The following is a 14,894-nucleotide window of genomic DNA, read 5'->3' as shown; positions in this document are numbered from 1 at the left end:
AGAGACGGATGGCACACCGATGACTGCAGCGATAAGCACGTGCCGCGGGCCCCGTTCCCGCACTCTTGAGTCCTGATACATGAACTGGTGAATCGGTGAGGTGAAGCGCTGATGAGCACCACCCGGCCTGTCTCGCCGGGCGACCGCGGCCCGGAACCGGGCGTCGGCGGCGCTTCCGGAGCGCCCGGAGAGGACCGTCCCGCGGCCACGGCCGCCGGACGGTCCCGTCGGCTGGGCTTCGACGGCGAGAGCGGCGTGGTCCCGCTCGCCCGTGACTTCACCCGCCAGGCGCTGTACGAGTGGGGGTGGCTGCCGGCCGCCACCGCGGACCAACGGGCCGCCGCCGAGGACGTGCTGCTGGTGGTGTCCGAGCTGGTCACGAACGCCTGCCTGCACGCCGGGGGGCCCGCCGAGCTGCGGATCAGCTGCGACAACAAGGTGCTGCGCATCGAGGTCGCCGACCGGGGAGCGGGGAATCCGGCGCCGCGCACACCGCACCGGGCGGGACGGCCCGGCGGGCACGGCATGTTCATCGTGCAGCGGCTGTGCCTCGACTGGGGGGTCGTGCGCACGCCGGGCGCCTCCGGCAAGACCGTGTGGGCGGAGCTGGGCGCCCCGGCCTGAGCCGTCGCCGCGGCCCCGCGGCACCCGGGGGCGCGGAGCGCCGCCGGGCGCGCCCACACACATCCGACACCCGCGCGTGTCTTCCCTCCTCGGGACCCCCGGCGTACCTTGAGCGGCCGATCTGATGTTCCGTCAGAATGTGGGGTGCCGAGGTGTCGTACCGGACGTACCAGAAACGAACCGCCGCGCTCACGTCCCTCGTGGCCCTGGCCGGCTCGGCGGTGCTGATGGCCGCCCCGGTGGCCCACGCCGAGGTCGTCGACGTCACGTACAACTGCAAGACCCCGATCGGGGACAAGTCCGCCGTCTCGCCCATCGACATCAAGGGCGTGCAGCGGGGCGACGGTTACCGCATCACCATGTCGTGGCAGAAGGGCGTCTCCTCCAGCCCGGTGGAGCTGGGCAAGGGCGCGATGAACCCGAGCGCCACGATCAGGCTGAGCGGGGCCGAGAGCGGCACGCTCACGGTCACGGGACCGGCCAACCAGGAGGCCGTTCCGGCCAACACCCCCATCAAGATCAACGACTTGAGCGGGACGTACACCCCGAAGAAGACCGGCAAGGTCGACTTCACCGCCGGGGTGCTCACCATCAAGGCCCTCGGCACGGTCACCACCTGCACCCCGGGCAACGATCCGGGGCCGTCGCTGACGCTGGACGTCACCGCGGCGGGCGGGGGCGGGTCCGGCGGGTCCGGGGGCACGGCCTCCGGCGGGACGAACGGTGCCGGCGGGTCCGGCGGCGAACTGCCGCGGACCGGCCCCCTGGACTCGGCGGTCGCCCTCGGCACGCTCGGCGGCACGGTGCTGCTCGCGGGGGCCGCGGGGGCGCTGTGGCTGACCCGCAGGAACCAGACCGCGCGCCGCTGACGGGAGCGGTGACGTGAGGAGTACGCGGACGGCCGCCGTGGTGGCCGTGCTCGCGCTGGCTTTCGCGCTCGTCGCGCCGCTCGGCGGCGGGGCCGGCCCGGCCGTGGCGGCGGACGGGCCGGCCGTGACGCTGTCCACGTCGCAGGCGGGCACCGGCGGTTCCCTCACCGTCACCGGCGGCGGCTGGCGGCCGAGGGCGCTGCTGATGATCCTGATCTGCGGTCGATCCACGCCGTCACGAGGGGTGCCGGGCGGCACCGACTCCTGCGCCAACGCCGACGGCCGCGCCGTGACCGCCGACGCCGAGGGCGACTTCAGCCGGCGGGTGCCCGTGGCGGAGCCACCGGTGCCGTGCCCGTGCGTGGTGCGCGTCGCCACCATCACCGGGAAGAAGGCGGAGGCCTTCGCGGCCTTCCAGGTCGCCGGGCACTCGGTCGAACCGCTGCCCCCGGAGACCACCGGCGGACGGCTCTCGGTGCTGACCGACACGGAGTTGAGGGGCACGAGCGGGCTGCTGACCTGGTTCGGGGCCCCGGCCACCCGCGAACTCGTCCTCACCGTCGGCAATGTGGGCGCCTCCCCGGTCGACAACCCCGTCTTCCGGGTCGGCACCTCGCACGGGGTGTACGCGCCGCAGTGGGAGGACCACCAGTGGCGCGGCACGATCGAGCCCGGCCGCACGGCACGCGTGTCCCTGCCCGTCGAACTCCCCGCCGGGGCGCACGGCGACTACACCGTCTCCCTCACCTACGGCGGCAAGGTCCTCGCCGAGCACCCCTGGGGCGTCGGCCGCCCCTGGGGGGTCACCGTCTTCTGGCTCCTGCTCTGCCTCGTCGTGCCGGCCGCGCTGTTCCGCGTCGGGCTGGCCGTGGTGGACCGGTTCCGGCCGCGCCGTACGGCCGCCGGCCGGGGGTCCCGCAGGTCACCGCTGTCCGGGCTCACCCGCGGGCTTCCCCGGTGGGGCGCCTCGACGGGGGCGCACGCCGGACCCCGCCCGGCGCCGTCCGGGGCCCGCACCCCGTCTCGTTCGACCCCGGCCCTGCCGTGGTTCACCCCGGACTCCGGTCCGGGGGCCACGGCGGCCGGCGCGCTCTCCGCACCGAGGGAAGACAGCCCCACGACTCCGACCAGAGAGGGAAGCGCGTGAGAGCGCAGCGAAGAGCCAGTGCACTCGGGGTCGCCCTGATGCTCGGCGGGGCCGGTGCCCTGCTCGGGGCGGCGGCCGTGCCGGCGTACGCGGGCGAGGTGGCGTACGCGACGAAGTGCGTGCCGCCGCCGATCTCCGGGCTGCCGCCCGTCGAGGGCACGACCAAGGTGGAGATCAGCGCCCCGAGCACGGCGAAGGTCGGCGACGAGGTCGAGGTGGTGTGGACGTTCGTCCAGGCCGCGTCCAGGAACCCCGACCTCATCGACCTGCCCGCCGACTCGGTCCAGCCGAGCGGCACGCTCAGGGCCGCCGGGGCGCAGACCGCCGACATCGCCATGAAGGGCCCGCGGGAGAACCCCGCCATCCCCAAGGGCGCCCCCATGGTCCTCTCCACCATGAAGGGCACCCTGAAGCTCACGGCACCCGGCGCGGTGACCCTGACACCCGACGCGTACGCCATCGACGTCTACTCGACCGAGACCAGGTGCGCCCCGGCCGTGCCGGTGGCCGCCGGGGCGACGATCGACGTCACGGGCGGCGGCGGTACGTCGGGCGGCACGGGCGGCAGCGGCACGAGCGGCACCACCGGCACGAGCGGGAGCACGTCGTCGGGCGGGACGACGGAGGGCGGGACGACCGGCGGGACCACGACCTCGGGCACCACGTCCGGAGGCACCACGTCCGGCGGCACGACGGACGGTGGTACGACCGATGGCGGTACGACGGACGGCGGTACGGCCTCCGGCGGTACCGACGGCGGCGGCTCCGCCACGGGCGGCGGCGGTGGCGGGCAGACCGACTTCCCCGGCAAGGAGGTGCGGGTCCCGTACGACTGCGTGACGCCCATCGGCGACCGGAGCGTGGTCTCGCCGGTGCAGATCGACGCCACCAAGGACGGCGGGAGTTTCGACCTCACCGTGGGGTTCAGGAAGTCGGTGATGGACAGCCCCGCCGACATCCCCGCGGACTCGGTGAAGCCCGCCATGGAGATCGTCCTCGGCGGGGCCGACACGGGCTCGGTCCGGGTCGAGGGACCGACGAACGCCGAGCCGATCAAGGCGGGCGACCCCATGGAGATCCCCGACCTCACCGGCACCTACAAGCCGGGCGCGAGCGGTGAGTCCACGCTGGCCCCCGGCGTGCTGACGATCAAGGCGCTGGGGACGACCACCACGTGCACCCCGGCCGAGTCGCTGGTCTCGCTCACCCTCGACACGCAGGAGCAGCCGGGCGGCGCGGCGGGCGGCTCCTCGTCGCCGGGTTCCGTGGGCGGCGGCTCCGCGTCCGGCTCGGGAACGGCCTCCGGGGGCGCCACGGGCGGCGGCCTCGCGGACACGGGCGTGGACGTCGGTCAGGGCACGCGCAAGGCGCTGGCCCTCGTCGCCGGCACGACGGCGCTGCTCGGCGGGGCGGTCTTCACCTTCATGCCGCGCCGGTATCTGCGCTGAGCCCCACGCCCGGCGGCCGGGGCTGAGCCCCACGCCCGGCGGCCGGGGCTGAGCCCCAGACCCGGCGGCGGGGTCCGGACAAGCCCACGGGGCGGCCGGGGCGGCCGGGGCGGCCGGGGCGGCCGGGGCGGCCGGGGCGGCCGGGGCGGCCGGGCTCAGCGCACGTCGCCCATGAGCCGCTTGACCTTGTTGCGGTACATGTACAGCGCGACACCGGCGAGCGCGGCCAGGGCGGCCTCGACGGCGACGAAGCCCGCGCGGTCGAGGTTGACCCCGCCGACGGCCTCGTTGGAGAGCAGCGCGGTGACGGAGTCGCCCGCGCTGACCGCGAGGAACCAGACGCCCATCATCTGGGAGGCGTACTTCACCGGCGCCATCTTCGTCGTGACGGACAGGCCCACCGGGGAGAGCGTCAGCTCACCGAGGGTCTGCACGAAGTAGATCCCGGCGATCCACAGCGCGGCGGCCTTCTCGCCGTCCCCGGCGACCGCCAGCGGCGCCAGGAAGAGGAAGAACGACGCACCGATCAGCAGCAGCGCCGCCGAGAACTTCACGATGGTGCTCGGCTCCTTGCCGCGCCGGTTCAGCCACACCCACAGCCAGGCGAAGACGGGCGCCGCCGCCATGATCATCAGCGGGTTCAGGGACTGGTACCAGGAGACGGGGAACTCCCAGCCGAGCACGCTGTTGTCGGCCGACTCGCTGGCGAAGACGGCCAGCGTCGAGGCGCCCTGGTCGTAGATCATCCAGAAGATCGCCGCGGCGACGAAGAACCAGACGAACGCCGACATCTTCGACTGCTCGGTGGTGTCCAGGTCGCGGTCGCGCTTGATCCGGGCGATCACCCAGATCGGCACGATCAGACCGATGAGGGTGACCGGGATCACCGCCCAGTTCACGGTGTAGTGGCCGGACAGGGCGAGGACGCCGTAGAAGACGACCGGGACGGCCAGCCACAGCAGGGCCTTGCGCAGGACGGCCGACTTCTCGGCGGCGGGCATCGGCGTGGGGACGATGTCGCTGCGCGCGCTCAGGTGGCGGCTGCCCAGCAGGAACTGCGCGAGACCCAGCGCCATGCCGACCGCGGCCATGCCGAAGCCGAGGTGCCAGCTCACCTTCTCGCCGACCGTGCCGATGGCCAGCGGCGCGGCGAAGGCGCCAGCGTTGATGCCGATGTAGAAGACGGTGAAGCCGCCGTCGCGGCGCGGGTCGTTCGGGCCGTCGTAGAGGTGGCCGACCATGGTCGAGATGTTGGCCTTCAGCAGGCCCGAGCCGATGGCGACGAGGGCGAGGCCCAGGTAGAAGACGCCGGCCGACGGCAGGGCCAGGGTCAGATGGCCGAGCATGATGACGACGCCCGCGACGGCGACCGTCCTGCGGGGGCCGAGGAAGCGGTCCGCGATCCACCCGCCGGGGAGGGTGAGCAGGTACACCATCGAGCCGTACACCGCGGTGATGGTGATCGTCGCCGCCGCGCCGAGGTCCAGGCCGTTCGGCGCGACCAGGTAGAGCGGCAGAAGGGCCTTCATGCCGTAGTAGGAGAACCTCTCCCACATCTCGGTCATGAAGAGAGTGGCCAGTCCTCGGGGGTGGCCGAAGAAGGTGCGCTCGTCGCCGGGGGTCCCCCGGTCGGCCGAGTCCTTCGTCAGGCTGGACGCCATGGTCGTTCCTTGCGCTTCGGGACGCCGCACACGGGGGTGCCGCGCCCGGTCGGAGGGGCGGCCGGCACCACCGGGGATCCACGCCCTCTACGCGCGTCGACGGCAGGGGGTCTCCGTCGGCGTGCGGGCCGGCCACAGGTCATTCCCGCGGGGCCGGAGAATCCGGCCCCGCGCACAAAAGAGACCTTCAGCGCAGATATGCCGCCAAAGGTCCCCACGTGTCGCTACAGGCGTTCCATCACCATACGTCAGAGTAGGCAAGGAAAAGAAAGGGATTGAGAGGCGGATCACAGGTAAGAATGCGATAGCGCTCGCGCATTCGAAGGTGTGTCCGGGAATTGGCTCCCCGCGGCTCAGTGCGGCCGGTCCGGGCGCGGAGCCGCCCCGGACATCCGCACGAACCGTCCCCGATCTCCACGGACCCTCGACGGCCGCGGCGGGATCCTCACCGGACGGGGGGCGGAATGCCCGACCTATTCGATCATGGCCGTCCAGGGTGAGAATTCCGCCGGACAGCGGTGTGAATCAGGCTTGCCGATCACCCTCCACCTGCGGTTCTCGGCGGACTACCATCAGCCCATGACCCGTGTACTGCTCGCCGAGGACGACGCGTCCATCTCGGAGCCGCTGGCCCGCGCACTGCGCCGGGAGGGGTACGAGGTGGAGGTCCGCGAGGACGGCCCCACCGCGCTGGACGCCGGAATGCAGGGGGGCGTCGACCTGGTCGTCCTCGACCTGGGGCTGCCCGGCATGGACGGTCTGGAGGTCGCCCGCCGGCTGCGCGCCGAGGGCCACACCGTGCCGATCCTGATCCTGACCGCGCGCGCCGACGAGGTCGACACCGTCGTCGGTCTCGACGCGGGCGCCGACGACTACGTCACCAAGCCGTTCCGGCTCGCCGAGCTGCTCGCCCGGGTACGGGCGCTCCTGCGGCGCGGGGCGGCCGAGCCGCAGCAGCCGCCCGCCACGCACGGCGTCCGGATCGACGTCGAGTCCCACCGGGCCTGGATGGGCGACGAGGAGCTCCAGCTCACGGCGAAGGAGTTCGACCTGCTGCGGGTGCTGGTGCGGGACGCGGGGCGGGTCGTCACCCGGGACCAGCTGATGCGCGAGGTGTGGGACACCACGTGGTGGTCCTCCACCAAGACGCTCGACATGCACATCTCCTGGCTGCGCAAGAAGCTGGGCGACGACGCGGCGAACCCCCGGTACATCGCGACCGTACGGGGCGTCGGCTTCCGGTTCGAGAAGAACTGAGCGACCCGGACGGGCGCCCGACGGCCCGGGGGCCGGGCGCCGCCCGGTCCCCGGGCCGGGTGCCGCACAATCGAAGGTCCCAGAACACCCCGCCCCGTCCGGAGGGCAGCCGTGCGTCGCCGTCTCATCCAGTCCACCCTCGCCGTGGTCCTCGTGGTCATCGCGGTCTTCGGTGTCTCCCTCGTCATCGTCGAGACGCGGACGATCAGCAACAGCGCCCAGGAACGCGTGGAGTCCGAGGCGGTCCAGCTGACCAGCATCGTGGACAGCCGCATCATCGGGGACGAGCGGATCACCGCCGAGGTCCTGGAGGACCAGGTCGGCGACGACCGCTACGCCCGCATCCAGATCCCCGGCCAGCAGACCATCGAGATCGGCGCGAAGCCCGTCGGTGACGTCATCCGCCACGAGGCCAAGGGCGAGAAGGACGAGGTCGTCACCGTCGAGGAGTCCCGCTCGGCGGTCAGCCGCGAGGTCGGCCGGACGCTGCTGATCATCGCGGCGGTCGCCCTGCTCGCCGTCGTCGCCGCGGTCCTCCTCGCCGTACGGCAGGCGAACCGCCTCGCCTCCCCGCTCACCGACCTCGCCGAGACCGCCGAACGCCTCGGCTCCGGCGACCCCCGCCCCCGGCACAAGCGCTACGGCGTCCCGGAGCTGGACCGGGTCGCGGACGTCCTGGACGCCTCCGCCGAGCGCATCGGCCGCATGCTGACCGCCGAGCGGCGGCTCGCCGCGGACGCCTCGCACCAGCTGCGCACGCCGCTGACCGCGCTGTCGATGCGGCTGGAGGAGATCACGCTCACCGACGACCCGGCCACGGTGAAGGAGGAGGCACACATCGCGCTCGCCCAGGTCGAGCGGCTCACCGACGTCGTCGAGCGGCTCCTGACGAACTCCCGCGACCCCCGCAACGGCTCCGCCGTCGCGTTCGAGCTGGACGAGGTCATCAAGCAGCAGCTGGAGGAGTGGCGCCCCGCCTACCGCAGCGCCGGCCGCGCCATCGTCAGCTCCGGCAAGCGGCACCTCCAGGCCGTGGGCACGCCCGGCGCGGTCGCCCAGGTGCTGGCCGCGCTGATCGAGAACTCGCTGATGCACGGCGGCGGCACGGTGGCGCTGCGCACCCGCGTCACCGGCAACCAGGCGGTCATCGAGGTCACCGACGAGGGGCCCGGCGTCCCTGCCGACCTCGGGGCGCGGATCTTCGAGCGGGCGATCAGCGGGCGGAACTCCACGGGGATCGGGCTGGCCGTCGCGCGGGACCTCGCGGAGGCGGACGGCGGACGTCTGGAGATGCTCCAGGCGCAGCCACCGGTGTTCGGCCTGTTCCTGTCGCGGACACCGGGGAGGACGCCGCCGGGCGACGACCGTCCCGTTCGGTAGGGACGGCGGAGGGCGGCGCGGCGGGGGCGGTGACACGAGTTCGGTGCCGCAGCCGGACGCCGGCCCGATCCGAACAGCAGACCCTAGCGACGGCCCCGCGGGCGCTCGACCGGGCCGCCGCCGCTCAGCGCCGGCGGATGGGCGGCCCCCGCCTCCAGGAACGACTCCGCGCTCGCCACCGCCTCCCGGGCGGGCAGGGCGCGGAACACCCAGGTGCGGTAAGACCAGAAGCGGAAGAGGGTCGCGACGCCGATGCCGAGGAACTTGAAGACGTTGCTCTGCAGTGGGCTGTCCCAGCCGAAACCGTAGGTCGCGGTGTACAGGACGCCGTTCTCGACGACCAGGCCCACCACGCTGAACAGCAGGAAGAGGCTCAGCTCCTTGGTCCGGCCGCTCTTGTCGCGGTCCCGGTAGGTGAAGTGGCGGAACCCCACGTAGTTGAAGGCGATGGCGACGACCGTGGCGATCACACTGGCCCGGACGACCTGGAGGTCGGTGGTGTGCCGGACGAGGTTGAACACGGCGAGGTTCACCAGCAGCCCGGCACCGCCCACCGCGCCGAACTTGGCGATCTCCCGGACGAGGAGGTCGATCCGTCGGCGCAGGGCGCCGCGGGGCTTCGGGTGAGGCCCCGAGGTGGTGCTTCCCATCGTCTGCCGGCCCCCGTCGCTCGGTGGTCTGTTCGGACCTCGGTCGGTACCTGGCCGGTACCGGGTCGGTCCCGTCGGTCCGAAATCAGTTGATCTTCGATCGAAATCCACTGGTTCCGCCATGCTAACCAGCGCCTCTGGGCGCTGCCTGTGCAGCACCTCACAGGCCCTGCCGGGACGCCGGGAGGGGGCGGAAACCGGACACCGGGGAGTGGCCGATTCCATGGCCGATACTCTGGTGGTGTGACGTTCCCGGTAGTCGGCATGGTCGGCGGCGGTCAGCTCGCTCGTATGACGCACGAGGCTGGCATCCCGCTCGGCATCAGGTTCAAGCTCCTCAGTGACACCCCTCAGGACTCCGCGGCCCAGGTCGTCGGTGATGTCGTCGTCGGCGACTACCGCGATCTGGAGACGCTGCGTGCGTTCGCGCGGGGCTGCGACGTGATCACCTTCGATCACGAACACGTACCCACCGAGCACCTCCGGGCGCTGGAGGCGGACGGCATCCCCGTGCGCCCCGGCCCGGACGCCCTCGTGCACGCCCAGGACAAGGGCGTCATGCGGGCGAGGCTCGACGCGATCGGCGTGCCCTGCCCGCGGCACCGCATCGTCGCCGACCCGGCGGACGTGGCGGCCTTCGCGGCGGAGGGCGAGGGATTTCCGGTCATCCTCAAGACCGTCCGCGGCGGCTACGACGGCAAGGGCGTGTGGGTGGTCCACTCCGTGGAGGACGCCGCCGAGCCGTTCCAGGCCGGCGTCCCGGTCCTCGCCGAGGAGAAGGTCGACTTCGTACGGGAGCTGGCCGCCAACGTCGTACGGTCCCCGCACGGGCAGGCCGTCGCCTACCCGGTCGTCGAGTCCCGGCAGGTCGACGGGGTGTGCGACACCGTGATCGCCCCGGCGCCCGACCTCGACGCGGCCCTCGCCCTCCAAGCGGAGGAGATGGCCCTGCGCATCGCCAAGGAACTGGGCGTCGTCGGCCACCTCGCCGTCGAGCTGTTCCAGACCCGCGACGGCCGGGTCCTGGTCAACGAGCTGGCCATGCGCCCCCACAACTCCGGCCACTGGAGCCAGGACGGCGCGGTCACCTCCCAGTTCGCCAACCACGTCCGGGCCGTCCTCGACCTCCCGCTCGGCGACCCGCGCCCCCGCGCGCCGTGGACCGTCATGGTCAACGTCCTCGGCGGCGATTTCCCGGACATGTACTCCGCGTACCTGCACTGCATGGCCCGCGACCCCCAACTCAAGATCCACATGTACGGCAAGGACGTGAAGCCCGGCCGCAAGGTCGGCCACGTGAACACCTACGGCGACGACCTCGACGACGTGCTGGAGCGCGCCCGTCACGCCGCCGGATACCTGAGAGGCACGATCACCGAATGAGCCCGGTCGTAGGCATTGTCATGGGGTCGGACTCCGACTGGCCCGTCATGGAGGCCGCCGCGCAGGCCCTCGACGAGTTCGAGATCGGCTACGAGGTCGACGTGGTCTCCGCGCACCGCATGCCGCGCGAGATGGTCGCCTACGGCGAGGAGGCCGCGGACCGGGGCATCAAGGTGATCATCGCCGGCGCGGGCGGCGCCGCCCACCTGCCCGGCATGCTCGCCTCCGTGACTCCGCTGCCGGTCATCGGTGTCCCCGTACCGCTGAAGTACCTCGACGGCATGGACTCGCTGCTGTCGATCGTGCAGATGCCGGCCGGGGTGCCCGTCGCGACGGTGTCCGTCGCCGGCGCGCGCAACGCCGGACTGCTCGCCGCCCGCATCCTCGCCACCCATGACGAGGAACTCCTCGGCCGCATGCGGGAGTTCCAGCAGGAGCTGAACGACCAGGCCACCGAGAAGGGCAAGCGCCTGCGCAACAAGGTCGACGGCGCCGGCAACGGCTTCGGCTTCGGCAAGTGACGCACCACTGACCACGAGGGCCGCGACGACCCGGGCGACCGGGAGGACGGGGGAGTACGGCAAGTGACGGGGACGACGGGGGAAGAGGAAGTGACCGGGATGACGGGGACGAGTTCGCTGGAGGAGGCCCGGGAACTGCTGCGCGAGTTCCCGGTCGCCGACGGGCACAACGACCTGCCGTGGGCGCTGCGCGAACAGGTCCGCTACGACCTGGGCGCCCGCGACATCGCCACCGACCAGAGCGCCTATCTGCACACCGACCTAGCCCGGCTGCACGCCGGCGGCGTCGGCGCCCAGTTCTGGTCGGTGTACGTGCCCTCGGACTCCGCGTTCCTGCCGGGCGCCGTCCCCGCCACCCTCGAACAGATCGACTGCGTACGGCAGTTGATCGACCGTTACCCGACGCGGCTGCGGTCCGCGCTGACCGCCGCCGACATGGAGGCGGCCCGCGCCGAGGGCCGCATCGCCTCCCTGATGGGCGCCGAGGGCGGTCACTCCATCGACAACTCCCTCGCGACGCTCCGCGCGCTGTACGCGCTCGGCGTCCGCTACATGACGCTCACCCACAACGACAACATCGCCTGGGCGGACTCCGCGACCGACGAACCGGCGGTCGGCGGCCTGTCCGCCTTCGGCCGCGCCGTCGTCCGGGAGATGAACCGCGAGGGCATGCTCGTCGACCTCTCCCACGTGGCCGCGACCACGATGCGCGACGCGCTGGACACCTCGGCCGCGCCGGTGATCTTCTCGCACTCCTCGTCGCGGGCCGTCTGCGACCACCCCCGCAACATCCCGGACGACGTCCTCGAACGCCTCCCCGCCAACGGGGGAGTGGCGATGGTGACCTTCGTCCCCAAGTTCGTCCTCCAGGCCGCAGTCGACTGGACCGCGGCCGCCGACGAGAACATGCGCGCCCACGGCCTCCACCACCTGGAGACCACCCCCGAGGCCATGCGCGTCCACCGCGAGTTCGAGGAGCGCAACCCGCGGCCCGTCGCCACGGTCGCCACGGTCGCCGACCACCTCGACCACATGCGCGAGGTCGCGGGCGTCGACCACCTCGGCATCGGCGGCGACTACGACGGCACCGCCTTCACCCCCGACGGCCTCAACGACGTCTCCGGCTACCCGAACCTGATCGCCGAACTCCTCGACCGCGGCTGGTCCCGCACCGACCTCGCCAAGCTCACCTGGCAGAACGCGGTACGGGTGCTGGGCGCCGCCGAGGACGTCGCCCGCGACCTGAAGTCCCGTACCGGCCCGTCGAACGCGACCCTGGAACAGCTGGACGGGTGACACCGGGCCGGCGGTACGGCCCCCTCCGGCGGTGGCGGGCGGCCGTACCCCCGAACGCCCCACCCACCAGGAATCCGGGCGGCCCCCGTGGCACGGTGACGGTAACTGCGTTCACCGACCGGCTACGGAGGTCCGCCATGGCAGACCTGCAGGACGAACTGCAAGCGACAGCGGAGGCGGGACGGCTCGACGGACGGCCCGCCGCTCCCCCGAAGCGGAAGCCGAAGCCGAGCCGTCGCTTCCAGGCCGCGCACCCGACGACCCCGCAGGACGGCCCGCCAGGCCCCGCCGACGGTGCCGAGGACCCCGTGTCCGTACCCCCCGGTGCGTCCGGTGCGTCCGGTGCGTCCGGGTCCGCCGGGCGGCTCGCGGACCCGGAGGGTGCCGAGCAGTCGGACGGACTGCGGGAGGCGCACGCCTTCCTCGCCGACCACCCCGTGGCCGACGGCTACAGCGGACTGCCGTGGGTGCTGCGCCACCTGCCCTGGTACGACCTGGAACTCGGCGAGGGCGGCGTGGACACGGACGTGCCCCGGATGCGCGAGGGCCACATCGGCGCCCTGTTCTGGTCGCTGCACCTGTCCGAGCCGCTGACCGGCGACCGGGCCGTCGGCGCCACCCTGGAGCAGCTGGACCTGGTCCACAAGGCCGTCCGGGCCCACCCCGAGGGCCTGCGACTGGTCCGCACCGCGGGCGAGGTCACCGACGCCCACCACTGCGGCCGGGTCGCCATCCTGCCCGGCCCCGCCGGCGCTCCCGCCCTCGGCGACTCCCTCGCCATCCTGCGCGCGCTGCACGCGCTCGGCCTCAAGGCCCTCACCCTCGCCGGCGTCTCCTGGGCGGGCGAGTCCGGGCTCACCAGATTCGGCGAGGAGGTGGTCCGCGAGATGAACCGCGTGGGCGTCCTCGCCGACCTCTCCGGCGCCTCCGAGCAGACGATCCGCCGGACCCTCGCGGTCTCCCGCGCCCCGGTCCTGTGCACCCGCTCCGCGGCCCACGCCCTGCGCCCGCATCCCGCGAACCTCACCGACGACCTGCTGACCGCGCTGGGCGAGGCCCACGGCCTGTGCATGGTGCCGCTCACCGCCGAGCAGACCGGCCCCTCCGTCGGCGACGTCGCCGACCACCTCGACCACGTCCGCTCGATCGCCGGACCCGAGAGCGTCGGCCTCTCCGGCACCTACGACTCCGGCGCCGCCCACCCCGAGGACCTCACCGACGCCTCCTGCTACCCCCACCTCGTCGCCGAGCTCCTGCGCCGCGGCTGGTCCCCCGCCGACCTCGCCCTGCTCACCTGGGGCAACGTCCAACGCGTGCTGCGCAGCGCCGACTTCACGGCGCGGGCGGCCCGGGACCGCCGCGAGCCCTCGACAGCGCGGATCACCGACCTGGACGGCTGACACCGGGGCCGAGGGCCCGACCGGACGGCAGCCCTCGGGCCCTCACCACGCGCCCCCGGAACCGGACGCTGCGGCCGGGCCGACGCACCGGCCCGCCCGACGCACCGCCCCCGACGCACCGGCCGGTGTCAGACCCGGCCTCAGGCCCGGCACAGGCAGAACGGATGCCCCGCCGGGTCGGCGTACACCCGGAAGCCCCGCTCGCGGTCCGCCGTGTCCAGCGGCTTCGCCCCGAGGGCCAGCACCTCCTTCTCCGCCGCGTCCATGTCCGCCACGTTCACGTCGAGGTGGAACTGCTGCGAACGCGACGGCGAGGGCCACTCGGGCGGCACGAAGTCCGGCGCCTGCTGGAACGCCAGCCGCACACCCGCGTCCGGCACCCTCAGATCCACCCAGTCGCCCTCTCCCGAGACCTCCCCGCCCACCAGCTCGGCGTAGAACCCGGCGAGCGCGGCCGGGTCGGGACAGTCCACGACGACGACGTCCAGTTTGGCGATGGCCATGACGGCTCTCCTTCGCTCTGCGATGTGGTTACCTGTAGAGGCGAGTAACCGGTAACGGTTACTGCATGCTGCCCCATGGGCGGTAACGTCGCAAGCATGAGGTCGCACGATGACTGAAAGAGCGCCCGCGCCCGGCGGCCTGGCCCTCATCGAGAGCCTGGTGAACACGCTGGACCTGGAGTCGGGTGCCGACGCCCTCGACACCTCGGAAGGCCGGGCCCGTCTCGCCCTGACGGCGGCCGAGGACCTGGCGGACGTACGGGAACTGCGCGAGTCCCTCCGCGCCGTCTGCCTCGCGCACGCGGGACACCCGCCGCACCGCGCCGTGACCCCGCTCGGCGACCTGCTGGCCGCGGCACCGCTCGTCGTCGACGTCCGCGCCGACGACGGCTCGGCGCGCCTGCGCCCCGCCGCCGACCCCGCACCCCTCCTCGCCCGCGTCGCCGCGGCCGTCGCCGAGGCCCTCACGGCGGGCACCTGGCAGCGCCTCAAGGCGTGCGAGGCCGCCGACTGCCACTGGGCGTACTACGACCGCAGCCCCGCCGGACGCGGCCGCTGGTGCTCGATGCAGGTGTGCGGGGCCCGCGCCAAGATGCGCCGCTACCGCGCCAGGTGAGCCCGGTGAGCCGGACATCACCTCACGCGTCACCGGCGAAGTAAGCGCTTCGCACCCACGGGGGGTCACAACGGTGGAGAATGAGCGCAGACGCCGTTCCGGCCGACTGAGCCTCGGCCGGAACGGCGTCGCCTGCCCC

General features: G+C 73.1%; 14 protein-coding genes. 11 read left to right on the top strand and 3 right to left on the bottom strand.

What is annotated here, in order from left to right:
- Nucleotides 1-111 precede the first annotated feature (111 nt).
- From GSY65_RS14740 to GSY65_RS14725, 4 genes are all read left to right on the top strand, one after another.
- Nucleotides 112-624, top strand: a complete 513-nt coding sequence (locus GSY65_RS14740) for an ATP-binding protein (protein ID WP_159768292.1) — start codon at nt 112-114, stop codon at nt 622-624.
- A gap of 137 nt (nt 625-761) precedes the next feature.
- A complete protein-coding gene (locus GSY65_RS14735; RefSeq protein WP_159768289.1) occupies nt 762-1,493 on the top strand; it encodes a peptidase in 732 nt (243 codons plus the stop codon).
- 13 nt (nt 1,494-1,506) lie between these two features.
- Nucleotides 1,507-2,640 (top strand): hypothetical protein, encoded by a 1,134-nt coding sequence (locus GSY65_RS14730; RefSeq protein WP_159768286.1) that lies wholly within the window; start codon nt 1,507-1,509, stop codon nt 2,638-2,640.
- 38 nt (nt 2,641-2,678) lie between these two features.
- Nucleotides 2,679-4,088: a hypothetical protein gene (locus GSY65_RS14725; protein ID WP_159775965.1), complete on the top strand. Its 1,410-nt coding sequence runs from the start codon at nt 2,679-2,681 to the stop codon at nt 4,086-4,088.
- A 155-nt stretch (nt 4,089-4,243) separates the two neighbouring features.
- Here GSY65_RS14725 and GSY65_RS14720 read toward each other — a convergent pair whose 3' ends face one another.
- Nucleotides 4,244-5,749, bottom strand: a complete 1,506-nt coding sequence (locus tag GSY65_RS14720; RefSeq protein ID WP_159768283.1) for a peptide MFS transporter — start codon at nt 5,747-5,749, stop codon at nt 4,244-4,246.
- Between the two features lie 579 nt (nt 5,750-6,328).
- Here GSY65_RS14720 and GSY65_RS14715 point away from each other — a divergent pair.
- Nucleotides 6,329-7,006, top strand: a complete 678-nt coding sequence (locus tag GSY65_RS14715; protein ID WP_048819934.1) for a response regulator transcription factor — start codon at nt 6,329-6,331, stop codon at nt 7,004-7,006.
- Nucleotides 7,007-7,117: 111 nt separating this feature from the next.
- Nucleotides 7,118-8,386, top strand: a complete 1,269-nt coding sequence (locus GSY65_RS14710; protein WP_159768280.1) for an ATP-binding protein — start codon at nt 7,118-7,120, stop codon at nt 8,384-8,386.
- Between the two features lie 83 nt (nt 8,387-8,469).
- On the opposite strand, the gene GSY65_RS14705 is transcribed toward GSY65_RS14710, so the two are convergent.
- Nucleotides 8,470-9,036 carry a GtrA family protein gene (locus GSY65_RS14705; RefSeq protein ID WP_159768277.1) on the bottom strand — a complete coding sequence of 189 codons (567 nt, stop codon included), beginning with the start codon at nt 9,034-9,036 and terminating at the stop codon, nt 8,470-8,472.
- Between the two features lie 243 nt (nt 9,037-9,279).
- Between GSY65_RS14705 and GSY65_RS14700 the strand changes: the two genes are divergently transcribed.
- The 4 genes from GSY65_RS14700 (at nt 9,280) to GSY65_RS14685 (ending at nt 13,636) form a co-directional block, all read left to right on the top strand.
- Entirely contained in the window at nt 9,280-10,419 is a 1,140-nt protein-coding gene (locus GSY65_RS14700; RefSeq protein ID WP_159768274.1) for a 5-(carboxyamino)imidazole ribonucleotide synthase, read from the top strand.
- The gene (gene purE / locus GSY65_RS14695) at nt 10,416-10,940 is read left to right on the top strand and encodes a 5-(carboxyamino)imidazole ribonucleotide mutase (protein ID WP_159768271.1); all 525 of its coding nucleotides are present in this window, start codon (nt 10,416-10,418) and stop codon (nt 10,938-10,940) included. The genes GSY65_RS14700 and purE overlap by 4 nt, the downstream gene beginning before the upstream one ends.
- A gap of 99 nt (nt 10,941-11,039) precedes the next feature.
- A complete protein-coding gene (locus tag GSY65_RS14690) occupies nt 11,040-12,236 on the top strand; it encodes a dipeptidase (RefSeq protein ID WP_159768268.1) in 1,197 nt (398 codons plus the stop codon).
- Nucleotides 12,237-12,373: 137 nt separating this feature from the next.
- Entirely contained in the window at nt 12,374-13,636 is a 1,263-nt protein-coding gene (locus GSY65_RS14685) for a dipeptidase (protein ID WP_236579792.1), read from the top strand.
- 140 nt (nt 13,637-13,776) lie between these two features.
- Here the strand turns inward: GSY65_RS14685 and GSY65_RS14680 are convergent, their stop codons facing one another.
- Nucleotides 13,777-14,139, bottom strand: a complete 363-nt coding sequence (locus tag GSY65_RS14680; RefSeq protein ID WP_159768265.1) for a VOC family protein — start codon at nt 14,137-14,139, stop codon at nt 13,777-13,779.
- Nucleotides 14,140-14,248: 109 nt separating this feature from the next.
- Here GSY65_RS14680 and GSY65_RS14675 point away from each other — a divergent pair, with 109 nt between their 5' ends.
- The gene (locus tag GSY65_RS14675) at nt 14,249-14,755 is read left to right on the top strand and encodes a CGNR zinc finger domain-containing protein (RefSeq protein WP_159768262.1); all 507 of its coding nucleotides are present in this window, start codon (nt 14,249-14,251) and stop codon (nt 14,753-14,755) included.
- Nucleotides 14,756-14,894: the final 139 nt, after the last annotated feature.

This window comes from Streptomyces sp. HM190 (assembly GCF_009857135.1).
In the GTDB taxonomy this organism is placed as follows: domain Bacteria; phylum Actinomycetota; class Actinomycetes; order Streptomycetales; family Streptomycetaceae; genus Streptomyces; species Streptomyces heilongjiangensis.
This window is presented reverse-complemented; position numbering and strand designations above follow the sequence as displayed.